Below are 24,266 nucleotides of genomic sequence, written 5' to 3' on the forward strand. Positions count from 1 at the left end.
ATGCTGTTTATTTAATCAATTAGGGTTGTCGAAACTATTCTCAAGATACTTAATTATTGTTTTTAGTCCCTAATTTACTGCTTTAGAGCGGAACCTTTAATTTGTGTATTAAGCCAAAAGACCTAATACACAAGCACTACAGCTAGTGAAGCGCTGCTGTAAACGGAATATTTTTACAAATTTCGGCTTCTGCGATAAGGATTTCTTCGAGGCGTGCATCAACCTCTTGCTTATCAAAGTACTCGTAGGCAAGTTCAACGAATAAGTTTTTATGTTTTTCTTCTGATTTTGCAATCGCGACATAAAACTCTTTTTCTTTACCCGCTGGTAAGGCTTCTGCGACAAGCGAGAAACGCTCGTGTCCGCGTGCTTCAATAACGCCTGCCACTAATAAGCGGTCCATTAAAAATTCATCACGACCATTTCTAAATACCGCACGAATTTGTTTGATGTAAGGATCTTTTTGGTCATTACCAAGTGATACATCACGTTCCATTAATAGCTTTAAAACTTGCTTAAAGTGGATCATTTCTTCCAGTGCTAGGTCTGTCATGGCTCTAACAAGCTTACGACGGTCTGGGTAATGAGAAAGCATAGACATAGCCATACCAGAGGCTTTTTTCTCTGCTGCAGCATGATCTTGTAAAAAGGTATCGAAGTCAGCTAAGACACCTTCTGTCCATTCAAATGGCGTGTGGTATTTCAATTCAAACATAATAAGGAACAACTTAACTTATAATGGCGGCGATTTTACCGTATTTTACGTGTGATTATAACCAAGAGATTTATCAATTTTACCACTTCGGGTCGATGACACTTTATCTGGATGCTTTATGTCATTCCACGCTGTGACCTTACCGCCCATATTGAGCTGTTTAAAGTTAATTGGCTGCTGAGTGTTTAAAAACTGCTGAAGTAATTGCGGGCTGTTTGAGTCTGCTACATTCAGTGTTAATAACTGCTGCTCACGCCCTTTAAAGTAATTTGCCACTTGCTGTTGATGACGCTGATAACATGCTGTTAGGTATTCATCAGATTCTAACTCTGCCAAGCTGTAATGGCCAAATACATCAAGATAACAGCGTTTTAAATGGATATTAAAGCCACCATCTGGGCGCATTAAATTAGTGTGCATACGTGCTAATAACTGCCGAATAGATGGCAACCATTTAGTTAAATCGCGCTCAAGGTTGATAAAACGGCTATTTGCAAAATGTTTATCAAGTAAGGCGTACTCACTAAATACCGGGGTATCGGAAATAACATCTGCGGTTGTAATTGCTTGTTGGGTATAAGCTGTGTGGGCGGTTTTATATCCGAGTTGTAAAAAGCTATTACAGATACTGGTTGTGCCGGTTCGTGGCAAACCGATTATAAAAATTTTAGAGCTCATGGCACCTGTTCAAGTGATAACCACAGAGACTTATCATCTACAGGAGTTAACTTAGGTAATTGGTTATTCTTTAATTCTATAATAATTTTGTCATGAAGGTGGGCATTTTTAATGAAATCACCATTATATTTAAAAAATAGCTCGTCAAACTCACCACTTTTACGCATAACTTTTAAACCCTCATTCACTGCTTTTGCAATTTCAGGATTATCTTTATTAAAAAAGAAATAAATTGGGCTTTGATATTTCAGCATTAGTTGCGGTAATACAACTAGGTCAATTTTTTTCTCATAAAAATTTTTTTCACTCTCTATTTCAAGCAAAGAACGTGGAAATAATTGCCCTCTACCTTTATCAAGCATAACAAACAGTGACTCAAAATCTTGTGCGGTAGCGACGGTCAAATCGTTATCCCTTAAAATAAAGGTATCTGGCCAGTCCTCACCTTGTATAAAAATAATATTATTTAAATCTTCGAAGGTTTTTACTTGGCTAAGATAAGGTAATTGTTTCTGTGTTGTGAACATTAACCGCCACCCAAAAAGCCCTTTGAAAATGGGGGTTCTAAGTGGTAACAACCTATTTTCACGATCAATATTAGTCATACTCCAGTTTACGTTTATGCCTGACCCTGTCTCTATTTCTTTAAGAACTCGGTTTTGACCTAACAGCTCAGATGCTGGATCGAGAGTAAATTTATAACCACTTCTTTCAAGAGCGGTACGAAGGAGTATGAGCGGATAAAGTGTTTCTTCATCAAGGTTTGGCATCGTCTTAGGGTAAATCACCCTAAGAGTTTCAGGAGGAACGTTAATGCTTTTTTTAGCATTGATTGTTTTCACATTAGCCATACTGGTACTTGATAAAAGCAGAAGAGATAGTGTGAAAACAACTTTTTGCATATTAGAACACCTGTGTAACTAATAACATCACTGCACTAATCAAAATTGTTAAGAAAGTTAGCATCATCCCTAATACACGTAATTTCATCAGATTATCAGCGAGTGCATAACTATGACAAAAACGGCCAGCCAGGAGCATTGATCCTAAAACATAGCAAAAATGGCTTGAAAGACCTTGGTACTCTAATAAAAATAGCAGAATCAGCGAAAATGGCACATATTCAATAAAATTTGCATGGGTTCGAATAGCCGCTTGTAGGCTAGCATCACCGCCATCGCCAAGTGAGATACGCTTTGCTTTACGCAGTTTAATGACACGAAAGCTAAGTTGAATGTATAAAATCGCCAAAATGGCAGCAAACGTTGAAACAATCACAGTTTTTCCAATTTTTATTTAAAGTTAGACGCTTAGCACTGTTTATTGCTAGGCTGTTAAGTAAGTAGTTAGGTTAGCTCAGTATGATATTTAATGTCTAACAGTTCTTAAGGAAGTGCATGTTTACGCCAAGAAAAATCGCCGATAACTACCGCGAAATGATCAGTAGTATCGGATTTTACCCATCAATGCTCTCTGTGGTGTTTTTAGTATTTGGATTAATTACCACAGCGGTCGAGTATTCATCATTATCAATGGAATTTAAAAAGCTGATTGGCGTGTTATTGGTCGATAGCGAAGAGAATGCCCGAACCATCCTCAGCACCCTTGCAGGCAGCATTATCTCATTAACCGTTTTTAGTTTTTCTATGGTTATGGTGGTGCTTAATAGCGCCAGTGCCAGCCTTTCACCGCGTGTGTTGCCAGGGCTAATTACCCGTAAATCGCACCAATTAGTACTGGGGTTTTATCTTGGCAGTATTATCTACACCATATTAATGCTGATAAACATACGCACCATTGGTGATGGCGACATGGGTATTCCATCGCTCGGTATCTTCTTTTCATTGGTGTTTGGTTTAATTTCGCTGGGCTTTTTTGTGTATTTTATTCACTCAATTTCAAAAGCAATTCAGGTCGATAATGTACTCAATGACTTGTTTAAAAATACCAAAGGCGAGCTTAAATGCATTTTAAATATGCAACAAGAAAACCCCGTTGAACATTTTCCTGAGTTTGATAACTGGCATAGCGTAAAAAGTAAAACCGAAGGCTACTTTAAGGGAACTCACACCGATAAATTGTGCGCGCTATGCCAAGAGCATGGCATAAAGATTTTTATTTCGGTTAAACAAGGTTTCTTTACGGTTAAAGGTTACCCGTTTTTAAAATGTGATACTGATTTAACGGATAAACCAGAGCTTGTAGAGCAACTACTTGGCTGCTTTATCTTTTATATTGAAGAATACATAAGAGATCATTATCGCTACGGTATGACGCAAATTTCAGAAATCGCAGTTAAAGCCATGAGCCCAGGTATTAACGATCCTGGTACTGCGGTAAAAGCCATTGATATGTTGAGTATCTTGTTGATCTTGCGATTAGATATTTACGATGTGAACTATTCACTTAAACGATGCGAGAACAATCAACCGCACTTGTTTATACACGAAACATCATTCGATGAGCTTCTGCATGATAACTTCACGCCAATTCGTAACTATGCGAAAAATGACGCCTATGTAATGGTAAATGTGTTAGAGGCCTTTAAAAACATCTTGTTTAGAGCATCTGATAACGAAAAAGCGACAAACAGTTTGTTTGTTTACTTAGGGGCGATTATTGAAGATATAGATACGCATATTAGTAATGAGTACGACCGTGAGCAAATTACTAATATGCTAAAAGCGATTGCTCGTATTTCAGAGCAACAAGGTGAAAAATTGCTGGCAAAGTTTACCCGCAATCAATAATTTAACTTAGTTTTCGATTAGATATACCGCATAGCTGCTTGCGGTAATAGTAAGCTCACCACCGTTGTATGCATCAGGTACATAGTTATCTGGTGCAGCTTCGGCCATAACCATTTTGCTGGCACGCATATAAGGTTGGCTACCTGTATCGAGTGGGCTGCTTGAAGCCGTATAAAGGCCTTTAAGTTCAACCCCATAATCATTAGCAAACTCTTTAGCAGCAGCACGCGCGTCTTTAATAGCTAGCTTTTGCGCTTGCTTTTGTAGCTCTTCATAGCGGCTTGATACAAATTGCGTTTGATTGACTTCATTGATACCCGAATTTACTAGTTGCTGAAGCATAATTGGGTATTTTTTAATATCCGTTAACGTAACCGACAGACTACGCGTAACTCTATAACCTACAAAGTCTTGCTTACCTGTTTCACGGTTGTATTCTGTTTGGCGTTGAATTGAGATATTAGAGGCATAAATGCCCTTTTCTTCTACGCCTTGGTTTTTTGCAAGTTTAATCGCTTTTGCCATGGTTGCATCGGCTTTGTTTTTAGCGGCAATTAAATCTTTATCTACTTCAACAATACCTACCGTCAGTTTGACGTTATCTGGGATTGCTTTAACAGTCGCGGTACCTTGAATATAAATATGCGGCGCATCAGGTGTTGCTTCTGCTAACACATTAAAACTTAGCGCGGCGGCCAAAGCGGTAAAAACTAACTTACGCATAATACTGTTCCTTAATTAAAAACTCCGTTCATTATCACCTTAAAGGGTTAATTGAATCTGAACAAGACCCTATTATTCAGATATAAAAAAACAGGCTTTTAAAGCCTGTTTTTTCAATTACTCAGCGTGTTATAGCTTAGATTAGATACTACGACGCTTGTAGTTACGGTATTCTGGAAGCCAGTAGTTTTTCTCAATGGCTGCCCATAGCGCTTCATCGCTAAGCTCTAATGCCACACCTTCTTCCATCGCTTTTTTCGCTACTGCAAACGCGATACGTTTGCTTAACGCTTGGATTTCAGTCAGTGCTGGTAATAAGCTGCCCTTACCTGTGTTAGCTCTAGGTGAAGACTCAGCCAGTGTTTCACTTGATACAATAAGCATTGCATCTGTGATACGTGTTGCTTTAGCGGCAATTACGCCTAAACCAATACCCGGAAAAATGTAGCTGTTGTTACATTGTGGGATTGGGAACCTTTGGCCGTTATACTCAACCGGATCAAATGGGCTACCAGAGGCAACAATTGCTTGACCGTCTGTCCATTCGATTACATCTGAAGGAAGTGCTTCAACTTGCTTAGACGGATTACTTAACGGGAAGATAATCGGTTGTGGGCAAGATGCGTGCATTGCACGAATAACTTGTTCTGTGAATAAACCAGGTTGGCCAGATACACCAATTAGGATGTCTGGTTGTGCACAGTGCATTACATCTAATAACGATGCGTACTCACCGCTGTATGTCCACTCGCTTAAACCATCTTTAGATTGGCAAAGTGCTTGTTGGAAGTCACGTAAGCCTTCCATACCTTCAGTAAGTAGACCAAAACGGTCAACCATGAAGATTTGAGAACGCGCTTGCTCATCGCTAATGCCTTCAGCAACCATAGTACTGATAATTTGCTCAGCAATACCACAACCTGCAGAGCCTGCACCTACAAACACCACTTTTTGCTCAGAAAGCTTAGCACCTTTAACGCGACATGCAGCCAATAATGAACCTACAGTTACCGCGGCAGTACCTTGTATGTCATCGTTAAAGCTACAGATTTCATCGCGGTAGCGTTTTAATAATGGCATGGCATTTGGTTGTGCAAAGTCTTCGAACTGAAGTAACACACTTGGCCAACGACGTTTCACCGCTTTAATGAATAGATCTAAGAATTCGTCGTACTCTTCTTGTGAAATACGCTTATGACGCGCACCCATGTACATAGGGTCGTTAAGTAGTTTTTCGTTGTTAGTACCAACATCAATCATCACTGGTAATGTATAAGCAGGGCTAATACCACCACATGCTGTGTAAAGTGACAATTTACCGATTGGAATACCCATACCACCAATACCTTGGTCACCTAAACCAAGAATACGCTCACCGTCTGTTACAACGATAACTTTTACTTTGCCTTTAGTCGCGTTACGTAAAATATCATCAATTTGGAAACGATCTTCGTAAGAAATAAATAGACCACGGGCACTGCGGTAAATGTCTGAGAATTTTTCACAGGCATCACCTACTGTCGGTGTATAGATAATTGGCATCATTTCTTCAAGATGATCACGCACTAAACGGTAGTAAAGTGTTTCGTTGTTATCTTGAATTGCACGAAGGTAAATGTGCTTGTTTAAATTATCATTAAAGCTCGAATACTGTTGGTAACAACGCTCAACTTGCTCTTCAATCGTTTCATAACGCGGTGGCAGTAAACCGGCTAAGTTGAAACTTTCCCTTTCTTTTTGTGAAAATGCACTGCCTTTATTTAATAGTGGCGTTTCGATCAGACCTGGGCCTGAGTAAGGAATATAAAGATAATTCGGATCGGTATTTGTAGTCATATTTCCAAGCTTTGATGCGTCATAATTATGACCTGACATTATTACTCTTGAAGGTGAAATTGCAATGACAATTCACCTTGTCAGACCATTGAAGAAAATGAATTTTATGCTCTAAATAGCATAGCAGGTAGTATACATGAAAACTCAGCAGCTTTAAGGCTGCTGAGCTTGTTTTTAGTGGCTTTTATCACTTAAAGCGATGCCTTCACGGCGCGGATCGGCAGCACCGTATAGTTTACCGTCTTTAACTTCAACAGCATGTAAACCAGAGTTTAAATCTAGGATACGAACTGTGTGTCCGCGGTTAACAAAATCAGCTTCTGCCTTCGCAAGTTCAGTGCCCTTTTCAAGGCTTGTATAATTATTACGATTAGTAATACGTGGCAAGTTAATAGCTGTTTGTGCATCAAGATTCCAATCAAGTACACCGACAACCACTTGAGCAACGTAATCAATAATACGGCTACCACCCGGTGAACCAACCACTAAGCGTAAGCTGCCATCTTTGTTAAACACCATAACTGGCGACATTGAACTACGCGGGCGTTTACCTGCTTCAACACGATTAGCCAATGGTTTACCATCTTTGGTTGGCGATAAAGCAAAGTCTGTTAGTTGATTGTTCAAAATATACCCGTTCACCATTACGGTTGAGCCAAACGCCATTTCGATAGAGCTTGTCATAGACACCGCATTACCTTGGCTATCAACAATCGAAACATGCGTTGTTGAAGGAAGCTCGTAAGCATCATCTTGTGCGTAAGCAAGTGAGTTTGGTGGTGTGCCAGCTTCTGCGTGAGCATCTTTTTCAGAAATAAGCTTTGCACGACCTGCAAGGTAGTTTTTATCTAATAAACCTTGAGTTGGGATAGGCATAAAGTCAGGGTCGCCCATATACACGTTACGATCAGCAAATGCTAAACGCGATGCTTGTGTAAAGTAATGCAGCGCCTGTACTGAGTTTGGTTTAAGTTTAGCCATGTCTTTGTGTTCAAGTAAGGCTAAAATCTGTAACACAGCTACACCACCACTACTTGGTGGTGCCATTGAGCACACTTCGTATTGGCGATAATCAACGCACACAGGTGCGCGCTCTTTGCTTTTATAATTAGCTAAGTCGTCAACCGATAAAGTACCCGGTGCAACTGCTGAGTTTTGTACTGCATGCACAAGCTCTTTGGCGTTATCACCTTTATAGAAAGCATCAATGCCTTGTTTCGCAATATCTTTATAAAGCGCGGCAAGTTCAGGGTTCTTTTTCACAGTACCAACAGCTAGTGCTTTGCCATCTGGAAAGAAGTAATCACGAATAACAGGCAGCTTAGTAACCCCAGGGTTTAATTCTTTAACCAGTAATTGATGTAAACGCGGCGATACAACAAAGCCTTGCTCAGCTAATTCAATAGCAGGGCCAAACAAAGTTTGCCACTCTAACTTACCGTAACGCTTATGGGCAGTGGCAAAGGCATCTAAAATACCCGGTACACCAACTGAGCGACCACCCACTACAGCTTCGATCCATTTCACTGCTTTACCGTGTTTATCTAAAAACAACGTTTCGTCAGCATGGCTTGGTGCTGTTTCGCGGCCATCAAAGCTGGTTAGGCTTTTTGTTTTGTTGTCGAAGTACATCATAAATGTACCCCCACCGATCCCCGACGATTGCGGCTCTACCAGTGTCAGTACTAATTGGGTTGCAATGGCAGCGTCAACCGCTGAGCCACCTAGCTCAAGCATTTTTTGACCCGCTTTTACTGCATAAGGGTTTGCTGCAGCAACCATGTATTTATCGCCTTCAACAACCTGTTTATGAGCAAAGCCCGTTGCGGCTTCAGGTTCGCGGGTTTCAACTTTTGCAGGAGTCGCGAAAATAGCGGTTGAATAAATTAATGAGGTGGATAGAGCTAATAGCGCTTTGGTTTTGAATAACATAAATAAACTTAATCCCGTAGTGTATTTGGCATCTTAAAATTAAACGTGCACAATAGGCGACAATCTCAGATACAACAAAAATAACATGATAAACCTGCCCCTGAAACTAGAATATATTCTGCCTCCTTTGTGTTTAGTACTACTAAGTTCTTTGTTTGCACTATTCAACTTAAATGAATATCTTGAATTTAACCGTGAGTTAGTTGCAAATGGTGAGTTTTGGCGTATTTTCACCAGTCAATTCGTACACGCTAATTGGCCCCATTTAGGTTTAAATTGTGCCGGAATTTTATTAATTTGGGCACTTCACGCTGAGCATACAAGCCCTGCTCGCTATGCGTTTAATATTGCCATTCTTGCACTGTGGTGTGGGTTAGGTGTGTGGCTATTTTGCCCAGATATCCAAATTTACACCGGGTTAAGTGCCCTACTGCACGGTGTGATCATTTGGGGTGCAGTTAAAGATGTACAAGCAGGCATGTTTTCAGGCTGGTTATTGTTTGCTGGCACTTGGGCTAAAGTGATTTGGGAGCAAATAGCAGGCCCGAGTGAATCGGTGAGTCAGTTAATCGCCTCCAATGTTGCCATTGACGCCCACTTTATCGGCGCAATTGGCGGCACGCTACTCGCTTTGCCTATCTTCATTAAAATAATAAAAAATCGCGAGTAACCTTACTCACTTTTTACAACTTCTCTTTTTAACTCGAAAAAGGAAATTTAAATGAATGAAAATAAAGGACATATTTACCTTCGCATTATACTATTCTGTCTTTACGGGCCTCTATTGGCTGGGCTATTTGGTCAATTGGTAAACTTAAAATTTGTTTCACCAACGTTTATGGCAAGCCTTGATAATATTTATTACACCATAGTATTTTGCTCACTTTGTATTGGGTTTTGTCTGTTGTTAGCAAAATACAGTATCGTTAAAGAATCGTTTAAGAATAAAATTATTGCTCATTTGACCCTTATTCTTAGTATTTTGTATTCATGCTTAATGTTCTTTGGCATTGGTTTACTTATATTATTCAACATCATGTTTAACTCAAATACTGATTACGTTCACCAAGAACAAGCATTTGAATATCGCACCTTTTATGTCTACACATCAGACCCTGGAGCTTTTGGAACTGCTCACCATTATGTGTATTTAAAGTGCCCTGATTCGTTTAATCGCTATGAATTGGAGTTAATAGCCAATCTATCATGGATGAGAGACTATAAAATGAGTTTAGAGGGTGATAGTTTAATTTTTGAAAACGACTCAAAGGAAGGTAAGACTGTACTCGATGTGAGTGAATTTTACTGCAAATAACCCCTTTATAGATAATTTTTATTACAAACAAAAACAGCCACTTAAAGTGGCTGTTTTTCATTTACGCTATTGATTAAAGCGTTTCTTTAAATAGCTTATGAATACGACGGTATTCATCTAACCAGCTTGATGGTTGTACAAAACCATGTGGTTCAACTGGGAAGATAGCTGTTTCAAAGTTCTCTTTTTCTAGCTCAATTAAGCGCTGTACTAAGCGTACTGAGTCTTGGAAGAATACATTGTCATCAACCATAGGCGCGTTAATTAATAAATGGCTCTTAAGACCTTCAGCAAAGTAAATTGGTGAGCTCTTTTCATAAGCAATTGGGTCAACATCTGGGTGGTTTAAGATGTTAGACGTATAAGGGCCATTGTAGTGAGCCCAATCAGTTACCGGACGAAGTGCAGCACCTGCTTTGAATAAATCAGGTTGTGTGAATAGCGCCATAAACGTCATGAAACCACCGTAAGAGCCACCATAAGTGCCTACAGCTTGTGTATCTACGTTTGCGTTGTCTGCCATCCAGCTTACGCCGTCTGCTAAATCTTGGATCTCAGGTGTACCCATTTGACGATAAATAGCTGTACGCCAATCACGGCCGTAACCTTTCGATGCACGGTAGTCCATGTCCATTACTACGTAGCCTTCTGAAGCAAGTAGAGAGTGGAACATAAACTCACGGAAGTAACCAGACCAACCCATGTGTGAGTTTTGTAGGTAACCTGCACCGTGGTTAAAGATAACCGCTTTACGGTTTTTACCTGTTTCGCCTTCTTTATAGTCAGCTGGATAATATACTTTTGCGTAAATTGGCTGATCAGTGTGGCTTGAAGGCACAGCAACAATCTTAGGTGCGATTAGCTTCTTCGCTAAGAACTCATCAGATACAGTATGCGTTAACTGAGTTGCTTGGGTGTTTGCTTTTGCGTCAGCAACATAAAGCTCAGGCGGCGACATAATTTTTGAGTGGGTTAGCAATAGTTTGCTTTCATCTGGGCTTAACTGGTAATCAGTCATACCATCAAGGTTTGTTACTTGCTCAGATTCACCGTTTGCAGGGTTTACACGATAAATTTCGTAAAGACCTGGGTGCTCAACGTTGGCTTTGTAGTAAATCGCTGAGTTATCAGCCGTTAACGTTAAGTTAGAAACAACAAATTGGCCTTTAGTTAGCTGCGTTGCTTTACCGTTTAAAGGCTTTTTATAAATGTGGCTGTAACCAGACTCTTCAGATAAGTAGTAAAGCGTGTCTGAGTTGTTCAACCAACCAAAATCGTTGTATGCATAGTTAACCCATGCATCGTCGTGTAAGCGGTGCTGCGAAACAAGTTTGTTGTTTTGTGTATCAACAGTGGCTAACCAACGGTCTTTGTTGTCCCATGCTTCAAGCATAAGTGCCACTTTTGAACCATCTGTGTTCCATTGGATTGCACTTTGGTCCCAGCCCCAATCCATCATTAAGTTGATGGCACGTGGTGCTTTTTCAGACTTGTAAGTTTTGCCATCACGAGCGTAGTTTTCTTTCTTAACTGCTGCAAGTACGTCTTCGTCAAAACCTGGTAAGGTATCGAATGCAAGCGTTGTTTGCTCGCCTGATTTAAGATCGATGTAAACAACGTCTGAGCTGATTGGTTTTTCATCAGCAACACGACGGCGTACTTTTTCTGCTTTTACGCGCGCGTCATCAGCAATGTAATTAGGCATGATATCGCCTTCATCACGCCATGAACGGCTTTCTGTAGTTACTGCAACAAGTGCTTGGCCATTTGGTGAAAGCTGTACATCAGCTAAACGCTTACCTTTACCTAAATAAAACTGTGCATTAGCAATGCTATCGTTTTGCTCGTTGATTTGTGCTTTACGCTCTTCACGATCTTTTTTGTTTTTGTGAGTCAGCGCAATGTAATCAATTAGTTTGTGCTGCTCTTTTGCGATGTAAGTGTCTGGCTCTTGTACACCTTTAGGTGCATCGTCTAGGTGTAAGTTTACTAATTCAACTTGACGACCCGTTGCTAAATCAACTTTGTAAAATGCATTACCTTGGCGAAATGCAAGGCTACCATCAGTTAAAAACTGTGGTTTTGATTGCTGTGCGCTGTCGTGAGTGATTTGTGTAATTTGCCCAGTGCTTAAGTTCTTAACGAAGATATTACCTTCAAATGCATAAGCCTGTTGTTTTTTATCTGCTGAGTAAACGGCATTTTTAGCGCCTACAGTGTGTAGTTTGTTTAACGCTAATTGTGATGCAGATTGGCTATTTACCGCTTGAACGTATAAATCGCGTAACTCATTGCCTTGTTGCTTTTGTGCATAAACGATGCTGTTAGAATCACCGTTCCAGAAAGCACGCTCAGGCTGACGGCCTAACCAATCAGGGTGAGCCATTGCTTGCTCTAACGTGATTTCAGCTGAACCTGTATCAGCAGGAGTAACAACAACTGGGGCTACATTAGTAACTTGTTCTTCAGAAGGCGTTGAGGCGGTTGATTGACAACCTGCTAGCATGAAGCTAGATGCGACTGCGAGAGCCACTAACGTTTTATTAGCAGTGGTTTTGAATTTCATAGTGCTTCTTACGGGTTATTATAATTCGCCCTATTTAAGCAGAAGCACTGATGAAATAGCAATTTTTATAGGATAAACAGCCAAACTTTTCCGTTTAATTACAGCTTATTTTAAGCTGATATCAAGCCATACCATACGGTGATCAGATGATGCGTTACGATCTTTAATTAAACGGAACAGTTCAGAATTTTTCTGTGGCCAAAAAACTCCACCATCGTTTATCTCAATACCATAATTTGATGGTAAAACGTAATCAGCACGAGCCTGCCAATAAGCGGTATAGTTTTTAGCGTAATCTTCTTTATACGACTCTTTTGCACCTTTGCTTGTTGGCGTAAAAGAGGTATTCACTAATGGATTTTTTAAAATTTGGTCAGTGGTATTCGGGCGTGCCTTACCCCCTTCTGGCGCAGCATTTAAGTCACCAACAATAACAAAACGGCTTTTCGCTTTTAAGCCACCTTTTTGACCTTTATCATCGTAAATGTAGTTAGCATTGTTGATGTAATCCGCAATTAAGCGTACTTCATCGTGGTTACGCTTACCGTTGCGGTCTTCGTCACCATCAAATACTGGCGGCGTTGGGTGCGAAGCAAGCAAATGAACCGTTTTACCTTTTACATCAATTGGTAAATCCCAAAATGATTTAGAGCTTAGGTGAATTGCTTGCCATTCTTCTGCTGAATACCAATCTTTACCTGTTTTAGGGTCTATAGGCATTTGTGCATTTGGCATATCTTTGTATTTGAATGTTTGTAATGTACGCGCTTTATCTAAATCGATTGGGTAACGCGACAATACGGCCATTGCATAATGCCCCTCAAAGAAGCCAAAGCCGTGTGCGTCGCCTTTGTAATGCCCCTTTACACCATCGTTATCGAGGTCGAACTCGGTGGCTAAACCAGTGTTAACAGGTGCGATAAAGTAATAAGGATAATCGATTGCAACTTGCTTATTTTGCGATACTTGCAGGTAGTTTTTACGAAATACGTTAATGCCTTTGTCGGCATCAATATAATCAAATTCATTAAGTAAAATAACATCTGGTCTTACGCGCTGAATAATTTCGGCAATATTGCGAATTTGCTGGTGGTCGCTCGCTAATGCTTTGCTTAAAGCGTCTTTATCTATTGCTTCGCCTTTTTTAGCATAATTGGTTGCATCCATACTCACGTTAAAGGTCGCTACACGTAAATCAGCAGCCGATACATTGTTAGCAAAGAGGCCCATGGCCAGTGCTATTGAAGAAGTTAATAAAGCGTTTTTCATGAAATAAATCCGTCTACTATAAGTAGTAAAATAATACTGCTGACAATGATCCATAAGATCATCGCCATGATAAAAGGTTTAATGCCCGCTTGTTTTAAGACTGAAATAGATAAACCACTACCAATCAAAAATAAGGTCATTACTAACACTTGTTTAGCGCCAACATTGAGAGCATGCCAAAGTGTTTGATACTCAGGAAAGCTTGAATTAATCAGTGCCGCCGCTAAAAAACCAAATATAAACAAAGGGATACTTGCTTTTTCATCTGATTTCCAAAACACACCCGCAATACTTGTATAAGGGATAATCCACATCGCTCTAGTTAGTTTAATGGTTGTGGCAATAGCAAGTGCTGATGCCCCATAAGCAGCGGAAGCCCCCACTACACTACTGGTATCGTGAATCGCAAGTGCCGCCCAAACACCAAATTGCTGCTCAGTCAGACCAAAGTAATGACCAATCATTGGGAATAACACTAAGCCAAGGGCGTTTAATAAAAACACCACAGCGAGTGATATGGCTACTTCGTGATCTTTGGCTTTTATAACCGGCGCCATTGCTGCAATGGCGCTACCACCACAAATGGCGGTACCAAATGAAATAAGTACACCGGTGTTTTTATTTAACTTAAATAACTGAGATAAAATTTCACCAAGGCCAATAATCGCGGTAATACTGACTATGGTAAGCACAATAGAGCTACGCCCTACTTCTATTACTTGATTAAAATCAACAGCAAAGCCTAAACCAATCACCGCCAACTTTAGCATCCATTTACTCATTTTTTGTGACTGCGCTGCAAATGGATTACCCAATATCATGGCAAATAAAGCACCGACCACAAGTGCCGTAGCAGAGCCAACAAATGGCAAAGCAGATACTAAAAATAGCGCAATAAATAGAAACTGCTTTGGGCGTTCGGCAATCACAACGGTGCTCTGATAAGTTTGTTGGTCAACTTATGCACCACAGGTGCAACAAAAATAACAGTAGGAAATGCCACACAAAACGCAAAAGCCCATGCTTTCAGCCAAATGGTTGCAATGTTATCTATTAAACCAACGTTAAAAATGCTGATCACTAAAGACATAAATCCAGACATAAACAGCGCCATAAAGAACGCAAATACGACTGTTCTAAATCGAGGATGTAACATAACGAACTAATATTAATATAAAAATATTAGTCTATAGCAAGATGTTCCTGACGCAAGTGCTTTGAGACAAGAGGTACAAAATTAGCGAAGTTTGCGGGTAAATTAGAGAGATTAAAAAGCCGAGATAAACTCGGCTTTTAATAATTTAAACTGATTAGTTTAAAATAAGTTGGGTGCTGGTATCAGCTACACCTGGGTAGTCTTGCTCTGGCAAGATTTCGGCCAGTGCCGCTAAACGTTCACCTAATTGATGAAGGTTATCAGCCGATACATTGATATGACCCATCTTACGACCTGGTTTAGCCGTTTTACCATACCAGTGACTTGTAACGTCTTGCGTTGCCAGTACTGAGTGTGGAATTGAAGGCTGACCTAATACGTTGATCATAGCAGTAGGACGAAGTAATTCTGTACTACCTAATGGTAAACCTGCAACAGCGCGCATGTGGTTTTCGAACTGTGAGCAATGTGTACCCTGCTGTGTCCAGTGACCAGAGTTATGAACGCGTGGCGCAATTTCGTTTACTAATAACGTACCTTGTACATCAAAAAACTCAATTGCTAATACACCTACATAATCAAGTTCTTGCGCAAGCTTGTTGAACGCCAGCTCAGCTTGTTCTTGAATCGCTGCTTTTTCTTTACCCGCAACTGAAAGCGTAAGCACACCATTGGTGTGTTGGTTTTCAGTCAATGGATAAATAACTGTGTTACCTGCTTTGTCGCGTGCACCAATGATAGATACTTCACGGTCAAATGGGATCATCTTTTCAGCGATAATAGAATGCGGCGCAGTTTCGGTACCTGATGCGATGAAATCTGCCATTTCTGACCAGATTTGGTCAATTTGATCATCAGACTTTAAGCGCCATTGGCCTTTACCATCGTAACCCGCTTGGCAAGTTTTGATCACAAGCGGCTTGCCTAAGCGCTCTACAGCAGCAATAAGGTGCGCTTTTTCTGTAATTAATTGATAAGGCGCACATTCAACATTTGTTTTATCCAGTAACGCTTTTTCAAGTGCTCGGTCGCCACCTGTTTTAATTGCCGCTTTACCCGGATAAAACTTATTGCTTTGACAACATAATGTAAGTACATCATCAGGAATGTGTTCAAACTCTGCTGTAATTGCGTCTGCTCTATCAATAGCTTGTTGTAATGTACTGTTATGAACTTCACCGGTTAATGGGTGAATGATTTTTTCACTACCCACATCGTAGGCAACAACATTTAAATCAAGCGGTGCACCCGCTAAGCTCATCATACGAGCTAACTGACCTGCACCTAAAATTAGAATATTCATATTACTCTGCAGGATTAGGGTTAGCTAAGATAGTGTCTGTTTGTTCTTTACGGAAAGCTTCAACTTTTGCGAAGATTTCAGGCTGTTGGCAACCTAAAATTTGTGCCGCTAAAAGGCCAGCATTTGCAGCACCCGCTTCACCGATAGCCAATGTACCTACCGCAACGCCTTTAGGCATTTGGCAGATAGATAATAATGAATCAACACCATTAAGTGTTTTAGATTTAACTGGTACGCCTAAAACTGGCAGTGATGTAAACGCTGCAGCCATACCTGGTAAGTGCGCAGCACCACCGGCACCGGCGATAATAATTTTAATGCCGCGATCTGCAGCTGAGCTTGCATAGTCAGCAAGTAATTGAGGGGTACGGTGAGCAGAAACAACTTTAGTTTCGTATTCAATGCCGAATTTTTCTAGCATTAACGCCGCATGTTCCATCGTTGGCCAGTCTGATTTGGAACCCATAATAATGCCAACAGTCATAAATACACCTCAGTTAAATTGTTTTCTAAAAAGCGGACTTTTGTCCTTATTTTGTGGCGGGTATTATATACCCAAACCACATCAAGATGCGAGTTTCAGTTGGAATTAAAAGCGATTTAGGCAAGGCATTGATTGCAAATAATAGTGGTTCTATTGTTAAAATCGATAACGCAGTATAAATCGCTTTTAAACCAACCCTTTGGGCGCTTCACAGGCACTCACTCTCATCGTTGTTACTTCTTAAAAGGGACTGCCATTTCTACAAAGTAACGCCTTGATATTAAGCACCTGTGAAACGCTGAATTCTGTATCTTGATGTGGCTTGGGTATATCCCCTAACTCACATCAAGATGCGACTCTAGAAGCACAAAAAAGCCATGACATGCATGGCTTTTAATCACTCATTAGCTAATTATGCTTCTCTACTTGCTAGGTACTCTGTGTATGTACCTTTAAAGTCGATAATTTTGCCGTCTTTGATTTCCCAAATACGGTTAGCAAGTGATGATACAAATTGTCTATCGTGAGATACGAACAACAAAGTACCTTCGTATGCTTCAAGTGCTAAGTTAAGCGCTTCGATAGATTCCATATCCATGTGGTTGGTTGGCTCATCCATTAATAAGATGTTTGGTTTATGCATCATAATTTTGCCAAACAACATACGGCCTTGCTCACCACCTGAAATCACTTTAACTGACTTTTTAATGTCGTTTTGTGAAAACAGCATTCGACCTAAGAAACTACGAACAACTTGCTCGTCGTCACCTTCTTGTTGCCATTGTTCCATCCACTGGAATAAGTTCATATCTTGTTCGAACTCGTCAGCATGGTCTTGTGCGTAATAACCAATATTAGCGTTATCAGACCATTTAAATTCACCTTGTTTAGGTGCTAAGCGGCCAGCTAGGGTATTTAATAATGTTGTTTTACCAACACCGTTCTCACCGATGATTGCAATGCGCTCGCCTACTTCGACTAGACCTTCAAGGCCGCTGAAAAGCATTTCGTCAAAACCTTGCGCTAAGTTTGTTAACTCTAAGGCATTACGGAATAGCTGCTTTTCTTGTTCAAAGCGAATAAATGGGCTTTGACGCGAAGAAGCTTTAACTTCTTCAAGCTGAATTTTATCGATTTGTTTAGCACGTGATGTTGCTTGTTTTGCTTTTGAAGCGTTTGCAGAGAAGCGCGATACGAACTGTTGAAGTTCTGCAATTTGGCTTTTCTTCTTCGCATTTTCGCTTAGTAGACGCTCACGAGCTTGCGTTGCTGCAAACATGTACTCATCGTAATTACCAGGGTAAATACGAAGCTCTCCGTAATCGATATCAGCCATGTGTGTACATACTGAGTTTAAGAAGTGACGGTCGTGCGAAATGATGATCATGGTACAGTCGCGCTGGTTTAACACGTCTTCTAACCACTTGATGGTGTAAATATCCAAGTTATTGGTAGGCTCATCCAGAAGCATGATATCTGGATCAGAAAACAGCACTTGTGCAAGTAACACTCGCAGTTTAAAACCCGGTGCGATTTCAGACATAGGGCCGTAGTGTTGCTCTGTGCCAATACCTACACCAATTAGTAACTCACCCGCTTTTGCTTCTGCTGAGTAACCATCCATTTCAGCAAACTCAGTTTCTAGGTCTGCTACACGCATACCATCTTCTTCGCTCATCTCAGGTAAGCTGTAAATACGATCACGCTCTTTTTTTACTTCCCACAGCTCTTTATGACCCATGATCACTGTGTCGATTACAGAAAACTCTTCGTATGCAAACTGGTCTTGATTTAGTTTTGCGATACGCTCGTTTGGATCTGTACTGACATTACCTGAAGATGGCTCTAGTTCACCACTTAGGATTTTCATGAAGGTTGATTTACCACAGCCATTCGCACCGATTAAACCGTAACGGTTACCGTCGCCAAATTTTGCTGAGATATTTTCGAATAAAGGTTTAGCACCAAATTGCATGGTGATATTAGCTGTACTAATGATAGCGGTACCCTCCAGCGGGTAAAAAGTAAAAATGAAACTGTGTGCAATTTTAAACTAAAGCCGCTTGGCACGCCATGAAAGTTTAATTAAATACACAGGCTAATTTTACAAGAACAACACTTACGACTACCTTTAGTGAGCGCGCTCACTTAATTATATGAGCACGCTCACTTTTTAAATAACCAAATAAAAACAGCAGGTTAAAAATGAGCAAACATGGAGATACTCACCAACGTATTTTAGAGGCGGCTTGGCACCTTTTTACTAAGCAAGGATTTAACGATACTTCAACGCGGCAAATTTCTGCAGCAAGCAACATAGCGGTTGGCACCTTGTTTAATCATTTTGCTGATAAAGTGGCTATTTTAGAAGCCTGCCTCGAAGATAAATTCAATGATGTGTTAGAGCGCGCAAAAAAACCGACATTCACCGCCCTGCTCGCTTAAAGATTAATCATTACGCGCAATATTTTTATCAGTTTTATTGTTTACATCACCGCTTCTATAAAGTGCTTTTTAGTCAGCGGCTATTTTCGCAAGCATTCCAACAACAACACATGGAACTAATTCAATCATTGGTTTTTGCTGACCAACCACAATTTAATAAAGTTAAAGCTGCTATATTACTCGACTGCTATTTTATGACCTTGCTGTATGGCTTAGGCGCCGAAACCCCAAATACTAAACTCATGCTTAGAACGCTAAGCCAGAAGGTGTCTATTTTTTAGGCTCAGTAACTCATTGATAATTCAATATAGTGAACCCAAAGTGAATAATTTTTCCTCAAAGTCGGTTTGTTGCATGATAATTTTTCACTTTTGACCCTATTTTAGCTTTGATAATCTCCGTTCCTTAACTAAATTATACCTATTAGGGACAATATTTAATCAAGGTACTTTATGAAAAGAACACACACTGCCTTATTTGTTGCAGGCATGCTTGCCATACCTACAGCTAATGCCATCGAGCTCTATAACGATCAAACCAATAGTGTCACTGTTGGTGGCTTTATCGATGCAAGGGTGATTAATACGCAAGGCGAAACTGAGGTAGTAAACGGTGCATCACGCATTAATTTTGATTTTAAGCGCCAATTAAAAAACGGCTGGCAAGCGTTTGCTTTACTTGAATGGGGTGTAAACCCTGTTGGTAGCAGCGATATCGTATACAGCAATCGCTTTGAATCAATTCAAGATGAGTTTTTATATAACCGCTTAGGCTATGTTGGCCTTAAACATGACGATTACGGCCAAGTGACATTAGGTAAACAATGGGGTGCATGGTACGACGTTGTTTATAACACTAACTACAGCTTAGTGTGGGATGGTAATGCTGCAGGTGTATATACCTATAATAAAGATGACGGTGCTGTGAATGGCACAGGCCGCGGCGATAAAGTACTACAGTATCGCAATACCTGGGGTAAGTTTCATTTAGCGCTTCAAGCACAGCTAAAGTCTGATGAATTTTATACCTGTGATATCGTTGATATTTCAAGAAGCTCATGCGAAGTACTTTGGAACCAAGGCAACAATGCTGCACAAAAAGTAGAATTTAATTCCACTTATGGCGGTGCACTCACCTACTCTGTTAGCCCTAATTTTAAAGTTACTGCCGGTGTTAACCGTGGCCAGTTTGATATTGTGTATGCCGGTGGCAGAAATCAATCAGTAAACGATTTAATTTATGGTATGGGCATTACCTATGGTGATTTTTATAAACCGGGTTGGTATGCATCAGCGAATATCAATAAAAACGAAAACCACGATACCGACAACTTAGGCCGCTTAATAAAAGATGCTGTTGGTTTAGAGTCTATTTTAAGCTATCGCTTTAATAATGACATCTGTACTTTTGTTGCTTATAACGTTTTTGATGCAGGTAGTGACTATGTTATTCAGCCAAACTTTAATGCCGACCCTAAAGATGTGTTTAAACGCCAATTTGCAGTAATTGGTGCACATTATTTTATGGCAGAAGACACCATTTTTTATATCGAAGCCCGTAAGGATTTTAGTGATTTTTCGAGTAATGACGCAGAGCAAGAATCACAGATGTCACAAACTGAAGATGACGGTATTGCCATTGGTTTTAATTACACTTTGTAGTTACGATAAATACTAAGCCCACTATTGTGGGCTTTTTTCTAATCTAATTGCACACTTTCAAGATTGTTCGCAATATCAATCAACAACTGCTATTACTAAACAATCATAAAATTAAAATACGTCAATATTTGAGGTTATTGTGTCTAACAAGATAAAACTAATTCTACTTTCTTCAATTTCTAGCGTTTCGTTCATGCTCTTTTACTGGCTAACAAATGTCAGAGAGTCGGATAATGTATTAGGTTTTAGTTCCGACTTATCGGGTGGTTTAGTAATGGGGTTTGCTATTGGTGTGATGCTAGTTACATTAAGCACATTTAAGTTAAACAAGCCTTAAGTGCTTGAATATATGCCTTTAGTGATACAAACTCCAAGCTTACTTTAATAACAGCACTTGCTTATTTCCAGCACCTTTAAAACAAAACTATGGTAATGGGTTAAGCAAGTTAAATTAAAAGTAAAAAACTTCAGCCCCATCTAATTATTTAACCATCTCCGTCTTACTATTTATTCAATACATTGTGTTACCATTCGAAGTCTCTTGTGGTATCTGTTGGATTGAATCCCAGTGCTCGACAATCTTGCCATTTTCATCAAACCTAAAGAAATCCATGGTGACATATTGATCATTTCCAGGCCATATTTGGTGGGTATGAAGCGCAACAAGGTCACCTTCTGCTACGGCACGAACAAAATTAATTTTTTTATCTGGATATTCATTATGCATTTTTTCAAAATAGGCAATGAATGCTCCTTTTCCATCACCAACTAAAGGGTTATGTTGTATGTATACCTCGCCTACATACTTCTCAACCGCCAGAGATGGATTTCCTAGATAAGCGGTTTTGTAAAACTCAATAGCATTTCTCTTATTTAATTCTAAAACAACTGACATTTAGCGCCTCTTCACAGTTCTATTTAATATGCTTGTATTTAAGAAATGTTGGACGAGCTAATTACACATTTTACTGAAGCATAATAGTTCGTTTTCTGAATAAGTTATTTCTACCAGAGCTATTAACAAGTTACTAGCCGAATGAAAGTTCGGATATAGAGCCCTTAACATGAGACAAAATGCATAGCTAGAGCTGAAAAAACAGCATCACAGTGACTGTCTACACGCTGTTGTTAGGTGTTTTCAGCATATTTTACCTTAAAAAGAAGCATACCAATTATGATTCCAATTAGTACCCCAGCGCCTATAACGAGCGGGACTAGGCTTTCTAAATAAAATGGAATATTTGAGAAAAGCAATCGAAATAAAACAACAGCACCTTGAGCAAACATTATATACGCAGCAAGATGGAAGAATTGAATTGGGTCTTTCAAGCTGAATGGGTTGCGATTCCAATCTGGTTTGTGCCATACCTTTGCTGATAGTGGATTAACAACTTGCATGCCAACAACAAATAAAAGAGCCAAAAAGGAAAATACGAAAATAACACCTAATGCACTCCAATTAATAGTAAGGTTAACCTTAGGCTCAAGCGGTGAAAATAGAGATGAGACTGCTACGATGGATATTAAAGCAATACGAAGGAATTTCCATTTATTCATAATCTTTGCACTCAAGCATAAAGGTTAGGAGTTGAAGAACATGCACATAGTAAAAGTGTACTTAACATTATTAAAACTGTTCTTATGATTATCCTTATTTTTGCATTTTAACTAAAATTTGCGTCTTGTCTGACCAGCAATAATGCTTTTTTTACAGCTTGCAGATATCTCAATTGCCTCTATAGAGTAACGAATTCCTACAGCCGTTCTATTTAATGGATATTGATAAGCATCAATTAATTCCACTGTATCCATATTAAGCATAAATGAATATTCAATATTTTGGCTGTAGTTTGAAGTTTTGATATTAATATATGGTGGCAATGTCGAGCGCGTATGGTACCAAGAACTTGAAAATGAAAGCTCATTATTGACCAAATATTTTGTTATGCACGCGGGTAGAGTTAACTTATTGTCAGCTATTGATAACGTGAAACTTTCAAGTTCAAAAATTGCCGGCGAGTATAGTTTGGGTAACCCAATTAATTGCCCACTTTTTTCTAGTTTTATCCGTAAATCTTTATGGGCAGAAACAGTGAAACTTATAATTATTGAAAAAAATATAAAACTCGATCTCATCTTGATTACCACCTAACTCCATTCTGATAGCAAAATAATGCTTAGGAGAAATTTGCAAAAAATCAACGCAAGCCAAGCTTTTGCGCCCTTTTTAAACATTCTAATTAGAGTTGCACTGCTAGCTTTTTATGAATATTTTTATAAGACTTGGTAAGTCTCTTTATATGATAATTTACTTTTTTCCAATCCCAAGAACTAGGATTGCCAAATTCAGGTAATGTATCTTCCCACTCCTTCGCTTCTTTTTCACAACGACAGTGTAAGCAAAACAAACAAAAATAGTCGCCTTCAATAAATACGTTAAAGTTAATAATACCCCACCCATCGCTGGTATATCGGTATTTGGCACCATTACACTTATCTGCGTTGAGGTCGTGCTTTTCAATAAATACTTGGCCGCAAGAATCTCTATAATGTAATGATAAATTTATATCTTTGTGATGGTCTTCAGTTTTATGAAGTCTATAACTGACGTAATCTTTTATTTCATTTAAAGAGGAAAAATGTTTCAGGTCACTATCAAAATCTGAATACGCTTCATAAACTGAAACATCATATTCGAAGATATGATTAAAAAAATTATTAAGTTCACTAATATGGATTCCTTTTTCCAGACCCATAGTAACTCCTTTAAAGCTTAAGAAGCGAAAATCTATTCTAAGGCATGTAAAAACCTAAGTGACATCTACTTTAGCTACTTTTCAACAGCATTTAATTATCAAATATATTTCTAGTTTCTTGCAAAGGAAACGCTGATAACCAATATTTGTCTTCATTAATTAGCTTGTTAGAATATTTTACACTAATCAATTTCAATACAGATATAGTTTGGCATTAATTTATCAGCAAGCCAATGCCAGCTAAATTCAATATTAACGTTTTCAACTTTAAATTGATAATTCACTTCACCCCCATCATCCCAATAATCAGTTTGGTTAGAGAACTTATGCGTAATAGTTTCAGGTTGAAATTGTGGGATCATAGCAACAACTTCTTCATTAACTACCAAATCGCCAGTATAAATTTCACCTCTAGAATAAAATTCACTTAAATGTACAGATATACATTTGACAATTAAACCTTGAATATGATGACTGACACTTCCTTTTTCATGATTTCCATCAGGTAAGCTTGAACGGCTCCCCATACAAGATTAAAAATTTCAAATGAATCTAAGTTGATACACATAATCCCAAATCCAAAAATATGCTTACAACGAACTAATAGCCTGTTTATTTAAACATGACAGTTCACTTTTTGAATATTTCTTCCTACCAGAGTAATTAACTAATTGCTT

Annotated in this window: 24 protein-coding genes; 5 read left to right on the top strand and 19 right to left on the bottom strand. The window is 39.2% G+C overall.

Annotated features, from left to right (window positions below; all coding sequences use genetic code 11):
• Nucleotides 1-142: 142 nt before the first annotated feature.
• From P4S60_RS07720 to P4S60_RS07735, 4 genes are read right to left on the bottom strand one after another with little or no spacing between them, the layout of a single operon-like run.
• The gene (locus P4S60_RS07720) at nucleotides 143-715 is read right to left on the bottom strand and encodes a tRNA-(ms[2]io[6]A)-hydroxylase (protein ID WP_063705153.1); all 573 of its coding nucleotides are present in this window, start codon (nucleotides 713-715) and stop codon (nucleotides 143-145) included.
• Nucleotides 716-760: 45 nt separating this feature from the next.
• A complete protein-coding gene (locus tag P4S60_RS07725; protein ID WP_337115545.1) occupies nucleotides 761-1,393 on the bottom strand; it encodes a sulfotransferase in 633 nt (210 codons plus the stop codon).
• Entirely contained in the window at nucleotides 1,390-2,295 is a 906-nt protein-coding gene (locus P4S60_RS07730) for a substrate-binding periplasmic protein (protein ID WP_337115546.1), read from the bottom strand. The genes P4S60_RS07725 and P4S60_RS07730 overlap by 4 nt, the downstream gene beginning before the upstream one ends.
• A gap of 1 nt (nucleotide 2,296) precedes the next feature.
• Nucleotides 2,297-2,671: an MAPEG family protein gene (locus P4S60_RS07735; protein WP_337115547.1), complete on the bottom strand. Its 375-nt coding sequence runs from the start codon at nucleotides 2,669-2,671 to the stop codon at nucleotides 2,297-2,299.
• Nucleotides 2,672-2,790: 119 nt separating this feature from the next.
• Between P4S60_RS07735 and P4S60_RS07740 the strand changes: the two genes are divergently transcribed.
• On the top strand, nucleotides 2,791-4,143 hold the full coding sequence (locus P4S60_RS07740) for a DUF2254 domain-containing protein (RefSeq protein ID WP_337115548.1): 1,353 nt from the start codon (nucleotides 2,791-2,793) through the stop codon (nucleotides 4,141-4,143).
• A gap of 6 nt (nucleotides 4,144-4,149) precedes the next feature.
• Here the strand turns inward: P4S60_RS07740 and P4S60_RS07745 are convergent, their stop codons facing one another.
• The 3 genes from P4S60_RS07745 to ggt all read right to left on the bottom strand — a co-directional run bounded on the left by P4S60_RS07745 (nucleotide 4,150) and on the right by ggt (nucleotide 8,634).
• On the bottom strand, nucleotides 4,150-4,866 hold the full coding sequence (locus tag P4S60_RS07745) for an SIMPL domain-containing protein (protein ID WP_337115549.1): 717 nt from the start codon (nucleotides 4,864-4,866) through the stop codon (nucleotides 4,150-4,152).
• A 141-nt stretch (nucleotides 4,867-5,007) separates the two neighbouring features.
• Entirely contained in the window at nucleotides 5,008-6,702 is a 1,695-nt protein-coding gene (locus P4S60_RS07750; RefSeq protein WP_337116840.1) for an NAD-dependent malic enzyme, read from the bottom strand.
• A gap of 174 nt (nucleotides 6,703-6,876) precedes the next feature.
• On the bottom strand, nucleotides 6,877-8,634 hold the full coding sequence (gene ggt, locus P4S60_RS07755; RefSeq protein ID WP_337115550.1) for a gamma-glutamyltransferase: 1,758 nt from the start codon (nucleotides 8,632-8,634) through the stop codon (nucleotides 6,877-6,879).
• A gap of 85 nt (nucleotides 8,635-8,719) precedes the next feature.
• Between ggt and rrtA the strand changes: the two genes are divergently transcribed.
• Nucleotides 8,720-9,304: a rhombosortase gene (rrtA, locus tag P4S60_RS07760; protein WP_337115551.1), complete on the top strand. Its 585-nt coding sequence runs from the start codon at nucleotides 8,720-8,722 to the stop codon at nucleotides 9,302-9,304.
• A gap of 51 nt (nucleotides 9,305-9,355) precedes the next feature.
• Nucleotides 9,356-9,949, top strand: coding sequence for a hypothetical protein (locus P4S60_RS07765; RefSeq protein WP_337115552.1), 594 nt, complete (start codon nucleotides 9,356-9,358; stop codon nucleotides 9,947-9,949).
• A gap of 73 nt (nucleotides 9,950-10,022) precedes the next feature.
• On the opposite strand, the gene P4S60_RS07770 is transcribed toward P4S60_RS07765, so the two are convergent.
• The 7 genes from P4S60_RS07770 to P4S60_RS07800 form a co-directional block, all read right to left on the bottom strand.
• Nucleotides 10,023-12,515: a prolyl oligopeptidase family serine peptidase gene (locus tag P4S60_RS07770; protein WP_337115553.1), complete on the bottom strand. Its 2,493-nt coding sequence runs from the start codon at nucleotides 12,513-12,515 to the stop codon at nucleotides 10,023-10,025.
• Between the two features lie 105 nt (nucleotides 12,516-12,620).
• Nucleotides 12,621-13,745, bottom strand: coding sequence for an endonuclease/exonuclease/phosphatase family protein (locus tag P4S60_RS07775; protein WP_442961502.1), 1,125 nt, complete (start codon nucleotides 13,743-13,745; stop codon nucleotides 12,621-12,623).
• 35 nt (nucleotides 13,746-13,780) lie between these two features.
• Nucleotides 13,781-14,713 (bottom strand): YeiH family protein, encoded by a 933-nt coding sequence (locus P4S60_RS07780; RefSeq protein ID WP_105174143.1) that lies wholly within the window; start codon nucleotides 14,711-14,713, stop codon nucleotides 13,781-13,783.
• A complete protein-coding gene (locus P4S60_RS07785) occupies nucleotides 14,710-14,940 on the bottom strand; it encodes a DUF2798 domain-containing protein (protein WP_054561456.1) in 231 nt (76 codons plus the stop codon). Before P4S60_RS07785 ends, P4S60_RS07780 begins: the two co-directional genes overlap by 4 nt.
• Nucleotides 14,941-15,094: 154 nt before the next feature.
• A complete protein-coding gene (locus tag P4S60_RS07790; protein ID WP_337115555.1) occupies nucleotides 15,095-16,243 on the bottom strand; it encodes a 5-(carboxyamino)imidazole ribonucleotide synthase in 1,149 nt (382 codons plus the stop codon).
• A gap of 1 nt (nucleotide 16,244) precedes the next feature.
• Nucleotides 16,245-16,727, bottom strand: coding sequence for a 5-(carboxyamino)imidazole ribonucleotide mutase (gene purE, locus P4S60_RS07795; protein ID WP_054553887.1), 483 nt, complete (start codon nucleotides 16,725-16,727; stop codon nucleotides 16,245-16,247).
• A gap of 412 nt (nucleotides 16,728-17,139) precedes the next feature.
• Complete coding sequence (locus P4S60_RS07800; RefSeq protein WP_119851795.1) at nucleotides 17,140-18,726, bottom strand: ABC-F family ATPase; 1,587 nt, start codon at nucleotides 18,724-18,726, stop codon at nucleotides 17,140-17,142.
• A 206-nt stretch (nucleotides 18,727-18,932) separates the two neighbouring features.
• On the opposite strand from P4S60_RS07800, the gene P4S60_RS07805 reads away from it, so the two are divergent.
• The gene (locus P4S60_RS07805) at nucleotides 18,933-19,172 is read left to right on the top strand and encodes a TetR/AcrR family transcriptional regulator (protein ID WP_337115556.1); all 240 of its coding nucleotides are present in this window, start codon (nucleotides 18,933-18,935) and stop codon (nucleotides 19,170-19,172) included.
• A gap of 452 nt (nucleotides 19,173-19,624) precedes the next feature.
• Nucleotides 19,625-20,833, top strand: coding sequence for a porin (locus tag P4S60_RS07810; protein WP_337115557.1), 1,209 nt, complete (start codon nucleotides 19,625-19,627; stop codon nucleotides 20,831-20,833).
• A gap of 511 nt (nucleotides 20,834-21,344) precedes the next feature.
• Here P4S60_RS07810 and P4S60_RS07815 read toward each other — a convergent pair.
• From P4S60_RS07815 to P4S60_RS07835, 5 genes are all read right to left on the bottom strand, one after another.
• A complete protein-coding gene (locus tag P4S60_RS07815; protein WP_337115558.1) occupies nucleotides 21,345-21,728 on the bottom strand; it encodes a nuclear transport factor 2 family protein in 384 nt (127 codons plus the stop codon).
• A 233-nt stretch (nucleotides 21,729-21,961) separates the two neighbouring features.
• A complete protein-coding gene (locus P4S60_RS07820; RefSeq protein ID WP_337115559.1) occupies nucleotides 21,962-22,390 on the bottom strand; it encodes a hypothetical protein in 429 nt (142 codons plus the stop codon).
• Between the two features lie 111 nt (nucleotides 22,391-22,501).
• A complete protein-coding gene (locus P4S60_RS07825; RefSeq protein ID WP_337115560.1) occupies nucleotides 22,502-22,969 on the bottom strand; it encodes a hypothetical protein in 468 nt (155 codons plus the stop codon).
• Between the two features lie 104 nt (nucleotides 22,970-23,073).
• The gene (locus tag P4S60_RS07830; RefSeq protein WP_337115561.1) at nucleotides 23,074-23,589 is read right to left on the bottom strand and encodes a hypothetical protein; all 516 of its coding nucleotides are present in this window, start codon (nucleotides 23,587-23,589) and stop codon (nucleotides 23,074-23,076) included.
• 182 nt (nucleotides 23,590-23,771) lie between these two features.
• Nucleotides 23,772-24,116, bottom strand: coding sequence for a hypothetical protein (locus P4S60_RS07835; protein ID WP_337115563.1), 345 nt, complete (start codon nucleotides 24,114-24,116; stop codon nucleotides 23,772-23,774).
• Between the last annotated feature and the right edge of the window lie 150 nt (nucleotides 24,117-24,266).

It is taken from the genome of Pseudoalteromonas sp. Hal040 (assembly GCF_037162425.1).
GTDB classification, from domain to species: Bacteria; Pseudomonadota; Gammaproteobacteria; order Enterobacterales; family Alteromonadaceae; genus Pseudoalteromonas; species Pseudoalteromonas gelatinilytica.

Coding starts and splice junctions, on each gene's coding strand:
- P4S60_RS07720 (WP_063705153.1), bottom strand. CDS start 715: ATGTTTGAATTGAAATACCACACGCCATTTGAATGGACAGAAGGTGTC.
- P4S60_RS07725 (WP_337115545.1), bottom strand. CDS start 1,393: ATGAGCTCTAAAATTTTTATAATCGGTTTGCCACGAACCGGCACAACC.
- P4S60_RS07730 (WP_337115546.1), bottom strand. CDS start 2,295: ATGCAAAAAGTTGTTTTCACACTATCTCTTCTGCTTTTATCAAGTACC.
- P4S60_RS07740 (WP_337115548.1), top strand. CDS start 2,791: ATGTTTACGCCAAGAAAAATCGCCGATAACTACCGCGAAATGATCAGT.
- P4S60_RS07745 (WP_337115549.1), bottom strand. CDS start 4,866: ATGCGTAAGTTAGTTTTTACCGCTTTGGCCGCCGCGCTAAGTTTTAAT.
- P4S60_RS07750 (WP_337116840.1), bottom strand. CDS start 6,702: ATGACTACAAATACCGATCCGAATTATCTTTATATTCCTTACTCAGGC.
- ggt (WP_337115550.1), bottom strand. CDS start 8,634: ATGTTATTCAAAACCAAAGCGCTATTAGCTCTATCCACCTCATTAATT.
- rrtA (WP_337115551.1), top strand. CDS start 8,720: ATGATAAACCTGCCCCTGAAACTAGAATATATTCTGCCTCCTTTGTGT.
- P4S60_RS07765 (WP_337115552.1), top strand. CDS start 9,356: ATGAATGAAAATAAAGGACATATTTACCTTCGCATTATACTATTCTGT.
- P4S60_RS07770 (WP_337115553.1), bottom strand. CDS start 12,515: ATGAAATTCAAAACCACTGCTAATAAAACGTTAGTGGCTCTCGCAGTC.
- P4S60_RS07775 (WP_442961502.1), bottom strand. CDS start 13,745: ATGGGCCTCTTTGCTAACAATGTATCGGCTGCTGATTTACGTGTAGCG.
- P4S60_RS07785 (WP_054561456.1), bottom strand. CDS start 14,940: ATGTTACATCCTCGATTTAGAACAGTCGTATTTGCGTTCTTTATGGCG.
- P4S60_RS07790 (WP_337115555.1), bottom strand. CDS start 16,243: ATGAATATTCTAATTTTAGGTGCAGGTCAGTTAGCTCGTATGATGAGC.
- purE (WP_054553887.1), bottom strand. CDS start 16,727: ATGACTGTTGGCATTATTATGGGTTCCAAATCAGACTGGCCAACGATG.
- P4S60_RS07805 (WP_337115556.1), top strand. CDS start 18,933: ATGAGCAAACATGGAGATACTCACCAACGTATTTTAGAGGCGGCTTGG.
- P4S60_RS07810 (WP_337115557.1), top strand. CDS start 19,625: ATGAAAAGAACACACACTGCCTTATTTGTTGCAGGCATGCTTGCCATA.
- P4S60_RS07815 (WP_337115558.1), bottom strand. CDS start 21,728: ATGTCAGTTGTTTTAGAATTAAATAAGAGAAATGCTATTGAGTTTTAC.
- P4S60_RS07820 (WP_337115559.1), bottom strand. CDS start 22,390: ATGAATAAATGGAAATTCCTTCGTATTGCTTTAATATCCATCGTAGCA.
- P4S60_RS07825 (WP_337115560.1), bottom strand. CDS start 22,969: ATGAGATCGAGTTTTATATTTTTTTCAATAATTATAAGTTTCACTGTT.
- P4S60_RS07830 (WP_337115561.1), bottom strand. CDS start 23,589: ATGGGTCTGGAAAAAGGAATCCATATTAGTGAACTTAATAATTTTTTT.
- P4S60_RS07835 (WP_337115563.1), bottom strand. CDS start 24,116: ATGGGGAGCCGTTCAAGCTTACCTGATGGAAATCATGAAAAAGGAAGT.